Origin of the sequence: Phenylobacterium sp. (assembly GCF_030693405.1) — a bacterium.
Classification (GTDB): domain Bacteria; phylum Pseudomonadota; class Alphaproteobacteria; order Caulobacterales; family Caulobacteraceae; genus Phenylobacterium.
On the sequence record NZ_JAUYAW010000010.1, the window covers coordinates 147,676 to 161,904 of the forward strand.

The window sequence follows — 14,229 nt, forward strand, 5'->3', positions numbered from 1 at the left end:
CAACGTAATCGCTGCGAGCAATCGCAAGCCTGCGGCCGGCATGACCCCCTACGAATCCTGCGTCAGAGGCGCCCATCGCGCCTACAAGCTGACGCTTTCCCCCCTGATCGGACGCCACTGTCGCTTCCTGCCGACCTGTTCGGACTATGCGGCGCAGGCCCTGATCGATCACGGCCCCTGGCGCGGCTCCTGGCTTGCGGCGCGGCGGCTGTGCCGATGCAACCCCTGGGGCGGTTCGGGCTATGATCCGCCGCCTCCGCCGCCGGGCCGCTCCGATGAGCCGCCGGCGCGCAAATGGACGTGTGACACATGATCGAGCTCGTTTTCCCTGACGGTTCCAAACGGCCCTTCGAGGCCGGCGTGACCGGCCGCCAGATCGCCGCGGGCATCTCCAAGTCCCTGGAGAAGAAGGCCGTGCTGGTGAAGCTGGACGGCCAGCTGCTGGACCTGGAGCGGCCGCTGCACGCCAGCGGCGCCTTCCAGATCCTGACCCGGGAGGACCCCGAGGTCCTGGAGACCATCCGCCACGACGCCGCCCACGTGCTGGCCGAGGCGGTGCAGGAGCTGTTCCCCGGCACCCAGGTGACCATCGGTCCGTCCATCGAGGACGGCTTCTATTACGACTTCGCCCGCGATGAGCCCTTCAGCCTCGACGACTTCGAAAAGATCGAAGCCAAGATGCGCGAGATCGTCGAACGCGACGAGCCGATCCGCCGGGACGTCTGGGACCGCAACCAGGCCATCGAACACTTCCGGGGCATTGGCGAGGCCTACAAGGCCGAGATCATCGAGGACCTGCCCGAGACTGAGGAGATCAGCGTCTATTGGCAGGGCGCCTGGAAGGACCTGTGCCTGGGTCCGCACCTGCCTTCGACCAAACATGTGGGCAAGGCCTTCAAGCTGACCAAGCTGGCCGGCGCCTACTGGCGCGGTGACCACCGCAACGCCCAGCTGCAGCGCATCTACGGCACCGCCTGGGCCACCGAGGCCGACCTTGCGGCCTATCTGCAGCGGGTGGAGGAGGCCGAGCGCCGGGACCACCGCAAGATCGGCAAGGCCATGGACCTCTTCCACATCCAGGAAGAGGGCAAGGGCATGGTCTTCTGGCACGCCAAGGGCTGGACCCTCTATCGCGAGGTTGAGGCCTATATCCGCCGCCGGCTGACCAAGGACGGCTACGAAGAGGTCAAGACGCCCCAGATCCTCGACCGCTCCCTCTGGGAAGCCTCAGGCCACTGGGAGAAGTTCGGGGCCAACATGTTCGTCTGCGAGACCGCCGAGGGCGAGAGCCTGGCCGTCAAGCCGATGAACTGCCCGGGCCATGTGCAGATCTTCAATGTCGGCCAGAAGTCCTACCGCGACCTGCCGCTGCGCATGGCGGAGTTTGGCGCCTGCCACCGCTATGAGCCCTCGGGCGCCCTGCACGGCATCATGCGGGTGCGCGGCTTCACCCAGGACGACGCCCACATCTTCTGTCGCGAAGACCAGGTGGAAGACGAGACCAAGCGGTTCGTCCGCCTGCTCAACTCCGCCTATGCCGACTTCGGCTTGGAGCTGCACTCGGTGAAGCTCGCCCTGCGGCCTGACCTGCGGGCCGGCACCGACGAGATCTGGGATATCGCCGAGCAGAAGCTGGAGCGCGCCGCCCGGGCGGCGGTGAACATGGGAGTGGAATACCTGCCCGGCGAGGGCGCCTTCTATGGTCCCAAGCTGGAATTCCACCTGCGCGACGCCATCGGCCGCACCTGGCAGTGCGGCACCCTCCAGCTGGACTTCGTCCTGCCCGAGCGGCTGGAGGCTGAATATGTGGCCGAGGACGGCTCCAAGCAGCGGCCGGTCATGCTGCACCGGGCTATTGCGGGCTCGATGGAACGCTTCATCGGCATGCTGATCGAGAACTATGCCGGCGCCTTCCCGCTTTGGCTGGCGCCCACCCAGGTGGTGGTGGCGACGATCACCTCCGACGCCGACGGATTCGCCCGAGAGGCGGCGTTAAAGCTGAAGGCCGCGGGCCTGCGGGTGGAGACCGATTTGCGCAACGAGAAGATCAACTACAAGATCCGCGAGCACAGCCTGACCAAGACCCCGGTGATCGCCGTGATCGGCCGGCGCGAGGCCGAGGAGGGCAAGGTCGCCCTGCGCCGCCTCGGCTCCCAGGGCCAGGAGATCCTCACCCTGGAGGAGGCGGTCTTGCAGCTTGCCTCCGAGGCGCTTCCGCCCGATGTTGAACGGGAAGCTCGGGGCGAAGCGGATTCGTGGGGATCCGCCGAGGCCATGGAGGCTTGATGAACGATATCGGCGCATCGTTTGTGGCGGCGGAGGCTGTCCCGACGCCGCTAGACGTCGCGTCCCGCGCGCGCCTTTCGGTGATCATGGTCGTCTACATGACGGGCGAGGCTCTGGATCAGAGCCTCGCCTGCGTGCTGGCCGATCCGCAGGTGGACGAGTTCGTTGTCGTCGACAATGGCTCCGACCCCTGCGAGGCGGCGCTCCTCGACGATCTAGCCCGCCGCCACCCGCAGATGCGGCTGGTGCGCGGCCAGGGCAATGTGGGGTTCGCCCGCGGGGCCAATCTGGGCGCGGACGCCGCCACCGGCGATGTGCTGATCTTCCTCAATCCCGACGCCTTTCTGCAGCCGGGTTGCGCCCAGGTGCTGGCCAGGGCGGTGCTGGACGGCTGCCCCTTGCGGCTGGTCGGCGGCCGGGTCCTGAACGCTGACCGCACCGAGCAGCGCGGCGCCCGCCGCGGCGAGATCACGCCGGTGGCCGCGCTCCTGTCCCTCAGCGGCCTCACCCGCCGCTCCAAGGCCCTGCGCCGCTATGAGGTCCATTGGGAGAATGAGGCCGCGCCGGCCGCGCTTTGCCCGGTGCCGACCATTTCCGGGGCCTTCTTCGCCATCCGCCGGGCCGGCTATCTCAGCCTGGGCGGCTTCGACGAGGGCTATTTCCTGCATGTGGAGGATATCGATCTGTGCTGGCGGGTGCGTGAGGCCGGCGGCGAGGTGATGTTCCATCCCACCGCAGAAGTCGTCCATCTCGGCCACACCAGCCGCGCCAGCCCGCTGAAGGTCGAACTGTCCAAGGGCCTGGGCCTGGCCCGCTACTTCCGCAAGCGCGCCCATGGCGCGGGCGAGGCCGTCGCCGCCTGGCTGCTCTGGCCCCTGGTGGTCGGCGCCGCCGTCGTTCGCCCCCTGCTGTGGCGCCTGACCGGCCGGACGGCCTAAGCCCCTGACCTCGGAAATCCGCCGGCCCGGCTGACGGAGGCCGCAGGTGGCTTGCCCAACAGACCTGAGACCCATTGAGCGGTCTCGACCAGGGCGTCCAGGTCATAGCCGGTATGAAACCCGGCCCGTTCGAGCATATAGACCAGGTCCTCGGTGCCGATATTGCCCGTGGCGTCCGGCGCGAAGGGACACCCCCCGAGGCCGCCGCAGCTGGCGTCCAGCACGTCCACCCCGGCCTCCACAGCGGCGAAGGCGTTGGCCAGACCCGTATTGCGCGTATCGTGGAAATGGACCCGCAGGACCGCCTCAGGCGCCGCCGCGCGCACGGCGTTGATCCGTTCGCGGACAGTCCAGGGATCAGCCACGCCGATGGTGTCGGCCAGTGCGATCTCCGGCACCCCCAACTCGCCTGCGGCCCGCGCCAGGGCGACCACCTGGGCGGTGCTCACCTCCCCGTCGAAGGGACAGCCAAATGCCACCGAGAAGGTGACGCTCAGGGCCGGTCCGCCCTCGACCTGCCGGCGCGCGACGATGGCGGCCAGGGTGTCCATCTGCTCGGCCGTGGTGGCGCCCTGATTGCGGACCCCGAACCCGTCGGTGGCGCAGACCACCACATTGGCCTCCGCGCAGCCAGCGGTCACGGCCCGCTCCCAGCCTCGGGCGTTCAGCACCAGGCCGATGGGCGAGAAGCCGTCCGCGGGCGGCTGGGCGGCCATGATCTCCTCGGCGCCGGCCATCTGCGGCACGCGGCGCGGATTGACGAAGGACACGGTCTCGATCCGTCGGGCGCCGGCGGCGCGCAGCCGGGCGATGAAATCGAGCTTCTGGTCGGTGTCCAGCAACACCTTTTCGTTCTGCAGTCCGTCCCGGGGGCCGACCTCGACGATCTGGATCTTGCGGCTCATGGGCGCGGCTCCGGCGCGGCTGGCGGCGGCGGGCGCGGCGCGGCGTTCTGATAGATCCGCAGGCGCACCGGCCGGCCATTGGAATAGTTCAGTCCCGAAACCTGACGCACCATCCGCACCTGCAGATTCCGGGCGTCCAGGGCCGCGCGGAAGGCCTGCTCCTCGGCGGCCTCCACCACGGCCGGTCGGAAGGTGGCGATGGCCTGGGCGGCATCAGCGCTATCGCCCAGCAGGGTGGGTGTGCCCAGGGCGAAGACCAGGCTCGGCTCGGCATATCCGGCCACGGCCACGGGGGAGGGCGCCATGCCCTGCCGCGGCAGCAGCCGCTCGGACTCCAGGATCCGCGCCACGCGGGCCGAGGACCAGAGCGGCGCCAGGCCTGGCGCCAGGCCTGCGGCCAGCGCCCCGTGGCCGAGCACGGTCAGGGCCATGGCGGTGACCACGGCGCCGCGGGGCGCGCGGCTGGCCAGCATGAAACCGCCCACCAGGCCGGCCGCGGCGAGTAGTCCGCCGGCCGCGGCGGCGGCGGTGACATCGGCGGCGGCGCCGAACTGGGAGAGCAGAACAAAGCAGATCCCCGCCAGGATCAGGCCTGAGACCGCCGCCAGCCCAGCCCCGATCAGCCGCGGCCAGCGGCCCAGGGGCGCCTGCAGGGCCGCCGCTGACAGCCAGGCCAGTGCGCCATAGAGCGGCAGGGGATAGTGGACCAGCTTGGTGGGGGTGAGTTCGAAGACGATCCAGGCGGGGATCAGCCAGCACAGGGCGAACCGCACGCCCGGCTCGTGGCGGCGCGTCCAGCCCACCAGGAGGCCCGCCGGAATCAGCAGGGTCATGGGAAAGGCCAGCAGGCTTAAGGCGAGCAGGTGATAGCCCGGCGGCGCCCCATGGGTCTCGTGTCCGCCGGACAGCTTGGGCGCCAGGTCGCCCATCAGGGCGGTGCTCCAGAAGGCGCCGTCGGTGGCCACCGTGACGGCCCAGGCCCACGGCCCCACCAGGGCCAGCAGCAGGATCGGACCCCAGCTGAGGCCAAGTCCCTTCAGCCAGTCTATCTTCCGCTCCGAGGCCACCAGGGCGATCACCGCCAGGGCGACGACCATCGGACCCACTGGACCCTTGACCAGGATGGCCCCCGACAGGCCCAGCCAGAACAGCAGCCGCGCCCGCCAGCTCACCTGCGGCCCGCCCCGGGCGGCGCCATAGATCCGCGCGAGCGCAGCCATGGCCAGGACGATCATCCCGCACAGCACCGCATCGGTCTTGGCAATGAAGGCCTCGGTGGAGAGCAGCAGGCTTGAGGCCAGCAGCGTCCCGGCGATCAGGCCCGCCGGCGAGCCGAAAAAGGCCGCCGCCCCCCAGGCGCAGGCGCCCGCCGCCAGCATGGCGCCCAGCAGGGAGGGCAGGCGGTAGGCCCAGATCTCCCGGTCCTCGACCGCCGACACCGCCGAGACGCTGGCCGCCTGCAGCCAGTGGATACCCACCGGCTTCTTGAACCGGGGCTCGTCCTGATAGCGGATGACCACGAAGTCGCCGGTCTCCAGCATCTGGGCGGTGGCCTGGGCGAATCGCGACTCGTCGCGGTCGAGCGGCGGCATCGCGAACACGCCGGGCAGGCCGGCGATCATGGCCAGCAGGGCGGCGAAGACCGGGCCCCGCCAGCCTTGGCTCGCCCACTGAAGACTGGACTGAAACGTCATGGGTGCGGTGATAGCACGATCTTTCCCAGGCCAAGTTTTCCGCTATTGAGGGGAATGCATCCAAGTCCCGACATTTCGGTGGTCGTCCCGGTCTTTGACGAAGAAGGCGCCGCCCCGGCCCTGGCCCGGGAGATCGCCACGGCCTTCGCCGGCCGCAATATTGAGATCATCTTCGTCGATGACGCCAGCCGGGACGGGACCCTGGCCGTGCTCAGCGCCCTGAAGGCCGAGCTGCCCCAGCTGCGCGTGCTGCGCCACCGGAAGAACTCAGGCCAGAGCCGGGCGATCCGCACCGGCGTCATGGCGGCCAGGGCGGCTGTCATCGTCACCCTGGACGGGGATGGTCAGAACGACCCGGCCGACGGCCCGGCTCTGGTGGACGCCCTGATGGCCGGCGGCCCCGATCTGGCCCTGGTGGGCGGCGAGCGGACCAAGCGGCAGGACAGCCAGGCCAAGAAGGTCGCCTCGCGCCTGGGCAACGGCGTGCGCAAGCGTCTGCTGGGGGATGCGGCCAATGACACCGGCTGCGGCCTCAAGGCCTTCCGCCGCCATGCGTTTCTTGAGCTTCCCTTTTTCGACCACATCCACCGCTACCTCCCAGCCCTGATGCTGCGCGAGGGCTATCAGGTGGCCTTCCAGCCGGTGGGACATCGCCATCGCCAGACGGGGGCGTCGAAATACACCAATCTCGGCCGCCTCTGGGCCTCGGCCTCGGACCTGCTGGGTGTGATGTGGTTGCAGACCCGCTCCCGGCGGCCGGACGGCGTGGACGAGGTCTGAAAGGCGAAGACGGCGGCCTGCGCCCGCAGGACGTGCGGACGCTTCCTAGAGCCTGGACCTAGGGGTTAAGGTTGTTCCGGGCCTTTTCAGGTCCGGGGGGAGATCCATTGCGCAACTTCGCCGCCTTTCCGCTGCTGGCCCTGCCAGTGCTGGTCTACAACCTTGTCGCGCTTACCCTGGACGGCGGCTTCTCGGCGGTGGAGGCCCACGCCCGGATGACCGAGGGGCTGTTCACCATCCGCATGGCGTCCAATGTGGACTGGCCGGTGAACCTGGGGGACCTGTTCCTGGCCGCGGCCCTTGTGGTTCTGTTCATCGAGCTTTTGAAATCCACCACCAGCCGGGGGGTGGCGATCGTCAATCACGCCCTGTCGATGATCCTGTTCATCATCTGCCTGATCCAGTTCCTGCTGGCGCCGGCCTTTGCGACCTCGACCTTCTTCCTGATCACCCTGATGGTGCTGCTGGACGTGCTGGCCGGCTTCATCGTCACCATCGTGGCCGCCCGCCGGGACATCGACTTCGCCGGCGCCGACGCCTGATTTGGCGGCTGCGCCCTCAGGTCAGGGCGGTGAAGATCAGGGTCACCAGGGTGATGTCGAACAGTCGGGTGGCGATAGCCAGCATGGAACGCACCGGGGCAGGGGCACAAAAGGTTAGCCTCGGTTAAGCAAGACCGGCGCCAGTTCGGAGGTTCGTTGATCTGTGGCCCTGTTTTTCGACGCCCAGTGGTTTGACGCGCAGCTCGCGGCCCGCGGTCTGACCCGCCGGGTGCTGGCGGCGGCCGCCGGCATGAGCGAGGCCGATCTGGCGCTCGCCTACAAGGACCAGCGCGAGCTGTCGGCCGACGAGGTGGGCATATTCGCCGAAATCCTGGGGGTCAGCCCGGCGGAAATCGCCCGGCAGGCCGGCATTTCCACCCCGGTCCCTGGCGGCGGACCCGAGGCGCGGATCGCGGCCCTGGAGCGACGGGTGGCGGCGCTGGAGGCCGAGCTGGCCCGGCTTAAGGGCTAGAAGTCCGTAAAGCCTAGATGTCGGTGCGGGTCAGGCCGCCCTTGCGCGCCCGGCGGTCGGCCCGGCCGGAATATTCGGTCTGGGTATAGGCGCTGCGGGCGGCGTTCAGGGTCGGCGGCCCGCCCCGCAGGCCGCGCTTCTGCTCGCCTTCACTCATCACGTGGGCGGTGAAGATGGCCGGGCCGCCCGCGGTGATGGTCGGCGCGGGCTGGTCGGGCAGGGTCTTGGAGACCGGAACCGGCAGGTTCGGATGCTCCTCATGGGCGCTGCCTTGCGCTTGATCGGTCCGCCGACGCAGCCGGCGCAGGCGGGCGACCTGACGGATGGGATCGACGGACGAGGACAAGCGCGCGCTCCTTCTGGGGCCAGGGCGCATCACCCTGGCGCCGCCATCCTTAAGGAACGCCCAAGGGGGCCGAAATTTCCAGGCCTAGGAGAGGCTCTCATGGGCGGCCTCCAACAGGGCCTTCAGCTCTTCGGTCGGGATCTGCTCGACGGACTTGAAGTTGAAGCAGGACTTGCCCTGCATCCGCGCGCGAAGCTCTAGGCTGAGATCGGCCAGAAGCTCTGGCTTTGTATAGACCGGGAACAGGTGGAAGGAGACATAGCTCGCCTTCTCCTGCACCGCGGCGAACATCTGCGGCTTCGCCGACGACACACACTCCTCCAGATAGAGGTGGGTCGGCGTGTCGGTCTTGATGCTGTGGCGCTCGGCATAGGGCCGTAGCAGGCCCGCCAGATGCTCGAAGACGGCCTGACGGCTCATGGCCTGTCCTCCCTGGCCGCGCTGGCCCGCCCCCGCCTAATCCTTCGAGGCCAGCTTGTTGATCTGGGCCTGCATGGCGGCCAGCTGGTCCTGCAGGGCCTTGAGCGTGTCGTCGGAGGCGGCGGCCGGTTCGGGGGCTGCGTCGCTGCGCGGGGCCTGTTCCTCGCCCTTGCCCGGCGGGTAGGCGAAGGGGGTGAACATCTTCATGGCCCGGTCGAACATGGCCAGGTTCTGGCGGATCTGGTCGTCATAGGCGCCCAGCGGCGTGGCCTGGCCGATCTGGGTGAACTGGGTGCGCATCCGCTCCTGCTGCTGGGCGAACGTCGCCAGCGACAGCTCCAGATAGCTCGGCAGGAAGGCCTCCATGGAATTGCCATAGAAGCCGATCAGCTGGCGCAGGAACTGGATAGGCAGCAGGCTCTGGCCCTGGCTCTCCTCCTCGAAGATGATCTGGGTCAGGACCGTGCGGGTGATGTCGTCATTGGTCTTGGCGTCATAGACCACGAAGTCGACGCCCTGCTTCACCATGTCGGCCAGGTGCTCCAGGGTGACGTAGGAGCTGGACGCAGTGTTGTAGAGCCTGCGGTTCGCATACTTCTTGATGACGACGCGATCGCCGCCGGCCTTGCCGCCATCCTTGGTCTCGGGCATCGCGAATCCTCTCGTCTTTTCTGCGCTCGGCCTGCGCCGCAGCGGCTCTTTGCGGCGCAGTATCGCGGATGCGAGGGAAATCGCAAATCCCGCCCGTCCCGCGGTCGGCCTTGCCCAAGGCCCGGTTCGTCCTGATAGATAGCGCTGCAAGTCCAGGGAGATGTGGTTCCATGACCGAAGTGGTGATCGTCGCGGCCGCCCGCACGCCGGTGGGTTCGTTTAACGGGGCGCTCGCCAGCCTGCCCGCCCACGAGCTGGGCCGGGTGGCCATCAGCGCGGCCATCGAGCGCGCGGGCCTCACGCCCGCCGATATTGATGAGGTGATCCTCGGCCAGGTGCTGCAGGCCGGCGCCGGCCAGGGCCCGGCCCGTCAGGCCTCCATCGCGGCGGGCATTCCTGCGGCCGCGCCGGCCTGGAGCCTCAACCAGCTCTGCGGGTCGGGTCTGCGCGCCGTGGCGCTGGCGGCCCAGCAGGTGGCCGAAGGGGCCTCCAAGATCGTCATCGCCGGCGGCCAGGAAAGCATGAGCCAGGCGCCCCATGCTGCCCACCTGCGCTCTGGCCAGAAGATGGGCGACCTGAACTTCGTCGACACCATGATCAAGGACGGCCTGTGGGACGCCTTCCACGGCTACCACATGGGCCAGACGGCCGAGAACATCGCCGCCCGCTGGCAGATCACCCGGGCCGACCAGGATAACTTCGCCGTCGCCTCGCAGAACCGCGCCGAGGCCGCCCAGAAGGCCGGCAAGTTCACAGGCGAGATCGCGCCCGTGACCATCAAGGGCCGCAAGGGCGACACCGTCGTCGACCAGGACGAGTACATCCGTCACGGGGCGACCCTGGACAGCGTGTCTGGCCTGCGCCCGGCCTTCACCAAGGACGGCTCGGTCACCGCGGCCAACGCCTCGGGCCTCAATGACGGGGCAGCAGCCCTGGTGGTCATGAGCGCTGATGAGGCCAAGGCCCGCGGCCTGAAGCCGCTGGCCCGCATCGCGTCCTGGGCCCATGCCGGTGTCGAGCCGGAGATCATGGGCACCGGCCCGATCCCCGCCAGCCGCAAGGCCCTGGAAAAGGCCGGCTGGAGCGTGGCCGATCTTGATCTGGTGGAATCCAACGAGGCCTTCGCCGCCCAGTCCATCTGCGTGGTGCGCGAACTGGGCCTCGACCCGGACAAGGTCAATGTGAACGGCGGGGCCATCGCCATCGGCCACCCCATCGGCGCTTCTGGCGCGCGCATTCTGACCACCCTGCTGCACGAGATGCAGCGCTCGGGCGCCGCCAAGGGTCTGGCGACCCTGTGCGTCGGCGGCGGCATGGGCGTGGCCATGTGCGTGGAAAAAATCTGAGCCAGACGGCGTTCAAGCCTTCGGCGACATTGGGAACAGGGAAGGAAATCCATGGCCAGAGTGGCGTTCGTCACCGGGGGCACCCGCGGAATCGGTCGGGCCATCTGTCAGCGGCTCAAGACCGATGGCTTTCATGTGGCCGCCGGCTATTCCGGCAATGAGGCCGCCGCCGAGGCCTGCGCCCGGGAGCTGGGCATCATGGTGGTGAAGGGCAATGTGGGCGTCTTCGCCGATTGCCAGGCCGCCGTGGCCCAGGTGGCCGCTGAGCTCGGCCCCGTGGACGTGCTGGTGAACAACGCCGGCATCACCCGGGACGGCTTCTTCCACAAGATGGACGCCGAGCAGTGGTCGGAGGTGATCCGGGTGAACATGGACTCCCTGTTCAACATGACCCGTCAGGTGATCGAGGGCATGCGCGAGCGCGGCTGGGGCCGGATCATCAACATCTCCTCGATCAACGGCCAAAAGGGGCAGGTGGGTCAGACCAACTACTCCGCCGCCAAGGCCGGCATGATCGGCTTCTCCAAGGCGCTCGCCCTGGAGAACGCCCGCAAGGGGGTGACGGTGAACTGCATCGCGCCGGGCTATATCGACACCGAGATGGTGACCGCAGTGCCGGAAGAGGTGCTGAAAGGCATCATCAGCCAGATCCCGGTCGGTCGCCTGGGGCGGGGCGAAGAGATCGCCGACATGGTCGCCTTCCTGGCCGGGGAGCACGCCGGCTATGTGACCGGCTCCACCCTGTCCCTGAACGGCGGGCAATATATGGCAGGCTGACTGGCGCTATCGTCTCAAAAGCGCCCCAGTCGAACGTCATGTCTTTTCGTCCATGATGAGCGCTCGACCCGTGCTGCCTTTGAGGATCCTCGCTGCGGCGGCGCTCGCCGCGGCCGGGCTTGGCGTGACTGCGCCTGTCCTGGCCGCCCCGGGCTCCCTGCGCGAGGGGCTGTTCGGCGAAGGGCGCTATGACAGCCGCCGATTCTCCGCCCCGCCTGTGGCCCGCTACACGGTGGAGGACGGCGGCGGCTTCATCCTTGATCGCTCCACCCCGCGTCCCCTGGTCAAGTTCGAGGACAGCGCCGAGGTCTGGGTGTTGCAGCCCCAGCCGGCGCCGCGGGGCGACATCATCTACAAGAACGATCTGGGCGAGCCGGTCCTGCGGGCCACCCGCCTGGGCGGCCTGACGGTCTTCACCCGCGATCGGCCGTCGGGCGCCGCGGCGGCCCTGGTGGCCGACGCAACGCCCCTGCGTCTACCGACCCTGGGGCCTGAGGCGCTTCTGCAGAGGCTGGCCCAGGCCAGCGCGCGCGCAAGCCGCGCGGCGCGGCGGCTGATCCCCTTCGAGGCCGACGCCTCCCCTGAGACCGCGCCCCTGGTGGCGGACGCGGCCATGGTCGCGGCCGAGGCGGTGGTCCGCTTGGCCGAGCAACCGGCCGGTCGCCAGGTGTTGAGCGGCGTCGACAAGGTCACCCTGGTCGAAGGCCGCCGCCCCGGCGCCAGCCTGCGCGGCGGGGTGATCCTGATCACCATCACCCCGGAAGACGGTCTGGCGGGCCGGCCGTCGTCTGAGCGAATCGTAGCCGCGGCCGGCGCCCGCTGAGCCCCTTGAGCCTCAGCCTTTGAAGCTGTCCTTGGCCGCCCGCACGGCGGCGAAGGCCGCATGGTCGGGCGCGCCCACGACCCCCAGCCTGGGCGCCAGCAACGGCGCGCGCAGGAAGGGATTGGTCTGGCGCTCCAGGCCGATCGTGGTGGGCACGGTGGCCTCCCCGCGGCCGCGGGCCGCGAACACGGCCTCGGCGCGGGCGGCGACCGCCGGATCATCATCCACCGACAGGGCGAACCGGGCGTTGGAGGCGGTGTACTCATGGGCGCAATAGACGGTGGTGGCCTCTGGCAGGGCCGCCAGCCGCTGCAGGCTCGCCCACATCTGCTCGGGCTGGCCCTCGAACATCCGGCCACAGCCCAGGGCGAACAGTGTGTCGCCGACAAAGGCGATGGCGTCCTCGGCGTCGTGATAGGCGATATGCCCCAGGGTATGGCCCCCCACCTCAAGCACCGAGAAGCGCGTCTGCCCGAGCTCGACCACGTCGCCGTCTGTCACCTCCCGGTCCAGGGGGGCGATCTTGCGCACCTCGGCCGGACCGACAATCTGGGCGCCCGTAGCGGCCTGGATCTCGGCGTTCCCACCGGCGTGGTCGGGGTGCCAGTGGGTGTTGAGGATCAGGGCCAGCGTCCAGCCGGTCTTGTCCAGTTCGGCCAGGATGGCGGCCGCGTCGGGGGTGTCGACCGTGGCGGCGAGGCCGGTGGCCTCGTCCTGGATCAGGAAGCCGTAATTGTCCGACAGGCAGGGAAACTGGTGGACCCGCAGGGCCATGGACGCGCCTCGTCATGTTCGGGCCGCGGGACAAGGCCGCCGCCAACGCTTTAGGGTGGGGTGTCGAGCCTCATCCTAACGCCCAGGGCCCATGCGTCGAGACATCCTTGATCTGCGCGCCTTCTACGCCTCCGACCTCGGGCGGACAGCCCGGGCGATGATCGGCCGCAAGCTGACGGAAGCCTGGGGCGAAGCCCGGGGCCTTGATGTCCTCGGGCTCGGCTATCCGACCCCCTATCTTGGGCCCTTCCGGGATAAGGCCCGCCGGGCCGTGGTGGCCATGCCCGCCCAGCAGGGTGTGGAGATCTGGCCCGGAAGCGGCGGCGGGCTGGCGAGTCTGGTCCATGAGGAGGCGCTGCCCTTCCAGAACGCTTTGTTCGACCGGATCCTGGTGATCCACGCCCTGGAGGAGAGCCCCGATCCGCTCGCCCTGCTGCGCGAGGTGTGGCGGGTGATGGCGCCATCCGGCCGGGTGATCGTGGCCGTCAGCGCCCGCGACGGCCTGTGGGCCAATGCCGAGCACACCCCCTTCGGCCATGGGCGCCCCTATAGCCGCCGTCAGCTGGCTCAGCTGATCGGCGAGGCCGAGTTCGAGCCGGTGGGCTATACCCGCGCCCTCTACGTGCCGCCGGTTTCCTGGCTGAGGGGGCAGGCTGAGACCTTCGAACAGGCCGGCTCCCGGTTGTGGCCCCGCTTTTCCGGCGTCGTGATGATCGAGGCGGTGAAACAGACCTTCGCCATCAAGGCGCGGCCCGCGGCGGCCAAGGTCCGCAGGATCAGGCCGGTCATGGCGCCGGTCCCCGCCACCCGTGAGCCGGCCCGTCGCAACCTGGAAACCGCAAGCTTCGTTTCCAAAGGCGCCTAAGGCGAAGGCGCCTCGCCCCTATGCTGTCCGACGCTCTTGGAGCCTAGCCCGGAACGTCCTAGCTTGATGATCTGACCGTCCGGCATTTCGCCGGCCCCCAGCGGAGACCCGTCGCCATGAAGATGATCGTCGCGGTCATCAAGCCCAGCCGCCTCGACGCGGTGCTCGAAGCCGTCACCGAGGCCGGAGCCTCAGGTCTCACCGTCACCGAAGTCCGCGGCTATGGCCGCCAGCGGGGCAAGACCGAGGTCTATCGGGGCGCCGAGTACGAGGTGAAGCTCCTGCCCAAGGTGAAGCTGGAGATCGCCGTGCCCTCCGACATCGCCGATGCGGTGATCGAAGCCGTGGCCCGCACGGCCAACACCGGCAAGATCGGCGACGGCAAGGTGTTCGTGCTCGACCTCGAACAGGCCCTGCGAATCCGCACCGGCGATCGGGACGCGGCGGCCATCGCCGGCTAGGTCCAGACGCGCTCTGGTGAAGCTAACATCCTGAGATAGTAAGAGTCTCGGCGCTCGCTTCGACGGAACGGTGATTTTCGGCGCCCTATCCTCGCCCCTATTCGCCTTGGCATGGCCTAAATGGGTCCCGACTTCCTCCTCATTTGGGG

17 protein-coding genes are annotated in these 14,229 nt (G+C 68.9%); 11 read left to right on the forward strand and 6 right to left on the reverse strand.

Annotated elements, in window-relative coordinates:
* The first annotated feature begins 40 nt into the window (after positions 1 to 40).
* The 3 genes from yidD to Q8N19_RS02100 are packed head-to-tail and all read left to right on the forward strand — an operon-like array spanning position 41 to position 3,224.
* Positions 41 to 313: a membrane protein insertion efficiency factor YidD gene (yidD, locus tag Q8N19_RS02090; RefSeq protein WP_293320898.1), complete on the forward strand. Its 273-nt coding sequence runs from the start codon at positions 41 to 43 to the stop codon at positions 311 to 313.
* Entirely contained in the window at positions 310 to 2,286 is a 1,977-nt protein-coding gene (thrS, locus tag Q8N19_RS02095; RefSeq protein ID WP_305587980.1) for a threonine--tRNA ligase, read from the forward strand. Before yidD ends, thrS begins: the two co-directional genes overlap by 4 nt.
* Positions 2,286 to 3,224, forward strand: coding sequence for a glycosyltransferase family 2 protein (locus tag Q8N19_RS02100; protein WP_305587981.1), 939 nt, complete (start codon positions 2,286 to 2,288; stop codon positions 3,222 to 3,224). Before thrS ends, Q8N19_RS02100 begins: the two co-directional genes overlap by 1 nt.
* Here the strand turns inward: Q8N19_RS02100 and Q8N19_RS02105 are convergent.
* Together Q8N19_RS02105 and Q8N19_RS02110 are read right to left on the reverse strand one after the other, a co-directional pair.
* Positions 3,221 to 4,129, reverse strand: a complete 909-nt coding sequence (locus Q8N19_RS02105; RefSeq protein WP_305587982.1) for a hydroxymethylglutaryl-CoA lyase — start codon at positions 4,127 to 4,129, stop codon at positions 3,221 to 3,223. The two genes, Q8N19_RS02100 and Q8N19_RS02105, sit on opposite strands and share 4 nt — an antisense overlap.
* Positions 4,126 to 5,823 (reverse strand): glycosyltransferase family 39 protein, encoded by a 1,698-nt coding sequence (locus Q8N19_RS02110; RefSeq protein WP_305587983.1) that lies wholly within the window; start codon positions 5,821 to 5,823, stop codon positions 4,126 to 4,128. Before Q8N19_RS02110 ends, Q8N19_RS02105 begins: the two co-directional genes overlap by 4 nt.
* A 54-nt stretch (positions 5,824 to 5,877) precedes the next feature.
* On the opposite strand from Q8N19_RS02110, the gene Q8N19_RS02115 reads away from it, so the two are divergent.
* From Q8N19_RS02115 to Q8N19_RS02125, 3 genes are all read left to right on the forward strand, one after another.
* Positions 5,878 to 6,603 (forward strand): glycosyltransferase family 2 protein, encoded by a 726-nt coding sequence (locus Q8N19_RS02115; RefSeq protein WP_305587984.1) that lies wholly within the window; start codon positions 5,878 to 5,880, stop codon positions 6,601 to 6,603.
* A gap of 107 nt (positions 6,604 to 6,710) precedes the next feature.
* Positions 6,711 to 7,145, forward strand: a complete 435-nt coding sequence (locus Q8N19_RS02120) for a hypothetical protein (RefSeq protein WP_305312426.1) — start codon at positions 6,711 to 6,713, stop codon at positions 7,143 to 7,145.
* Positions 7,146 to 7,308: 163 nt separating this feature from the next.
* Complete coding sequence (locus tag Q8N19_RS02125) at positions 7,309 to 7,617, forward strand: DNA-binding protein (RefSeq protein WP_305587985.1); 309 nt, start codon at positions 7,309 to 7,311, stop codon at positions 7,615 to 7,617.
* Positions 7,618 to 7,630: 13 nt separating this feature from the next.
* On the opposite strand, the gene Q8N19_RS02130 is transcribed toward Q8N19_RS02125, so the two are convergent.
* The 3 genes from Q8N19_RS02130 to phaR form a co-directional block, all read right to left on the reverse strand.
* Positions 7,631 to 7,963, reverse strand: coding sequence for a hypothetical protein (locus Q8N19_RS02130; protein ID WP_305587986.1), 333 nt, complete (start codon positions 7,961 to 7,963; stop codon positions 7,631 to 7,633).
* Positions 7,964 to 8,047: 84 nt separating this feature from the next.
* Positions 8,048 to 8,383: a hypothetical protein gene (locus Q8N19_RS02135; RefSeq protein WP_305587987.1), complete on the reverse strand. Its 336-nt coding sequence runs from the start codon at positions 8,381 to 8,383 to the stop codon at positions 8,048 to 8,050.
* 36 nt (positions 8,384 to 8,419) lie between these two features.
* Positions 8,420 to 9,034 (reverse strand): polyhydroxyalkanoate synthesis repressor PhaR, encoded by a 615-nt coding sequence (gene phaR / locus Q8N19_RS02140; RefSeq protein ID WP_305587988.1) that lies wholly within the window; start codon positions 9,032 to 9,034, stop codon positions 8,420 to 8,422.
* Between the two features lie 170 nt (positions 9,035 to 9,204).
* Between phaR and Q8N19_RS02145 the strand changes: the two genes are divergently transcribed.
* The 3 genes from Q8N19_RS02145 to Q8N19_RS02155 all read left to right on the forward strand — a co-directional run bounded on the left by Q8N19_RS02145 (position 9,205) and on the right by Q8N19_RS02155 (position 11,980).
* Entirely contained in the window at positions 9,205 to 10,380 is a 1,176-nt protein-coding gene (locus Q8N19_RS02145; RefSeq protein WP_305587989.1) for an acetyl-CoA C-acetyltransferase, read from the forward strand.
* 51 nt (positions 10,381 to 10,431) lie between these two features.
* Positions 10,432 to 11,157 (forward strand): acetoacetyl-CoA reductase, encoded by a 726-nt coding sequence (phbB, locus tag Q8N19_RS02150; RefSeq protein ID WP_305587990.1) that lies wholly within the window; start codon positions 10,432 to 10,434, stop codon positions 11,155 to 11,157.
* 70 nt (positions 11,158 to 11,227) lie between these two features.
* Positions 11,228 to 11,980, forward strand: coding sequence for a DUF4908 domain-containing protein (locus Q8N19_RS02155; RefSeq protein WP_305587991.1), 753 nt, complete (start codon positions 11,228 to 11,230; stop codon positions 11,978 to 11,980).
* 12 nt (positions 11,981 to 11,992) lie between these two features.
* On the opposite strand, the gene gloB is transcribed toward Q8N19_RS02155, so the two are convergent.
* Positions 11,993 to 12,754 (reverse strand): hydroxyacylglutathione hydrolase, encoded by a 762-nt coding sequence (gene gloB / locus Q8N19_RS02160; RefSeq protein ID WP_305587992.1) that lies wholly within the window; start codon positions 12,752 to 12,754, stop codon positions 11,993 to 11,995.
* Positions 12,755 to 12,845: 91 nt separating this feature from the next.
* On the opposite strand from gloB, the gene Q8N19_RS02165 reads away from it, so the two are divergent.
* Complete coding sequence (locus Q8N19_RS02165) at positions 12,846 to 13,619, forward strand: class I SAM-dependent methyltransferase (protein ID WP_305587993.1); 774 nt, start codon at positions 12,846 to 12,848, stop codon at positions 13,617 to 13,619.
* Positions 13,620 to 13,735: 116 nt separating this feature from the next.
* Entirely contained in the window at positions 13,736 to 14,080 is a 345-nt protein-coding gene (locus Q8N19_RS02170) for a P-II family nitrogen regulator (protein WP_300577982.1), read from the forward strand.
* Positions 14,081 to 14,229 lie beyond the last annotated feature (149 nt).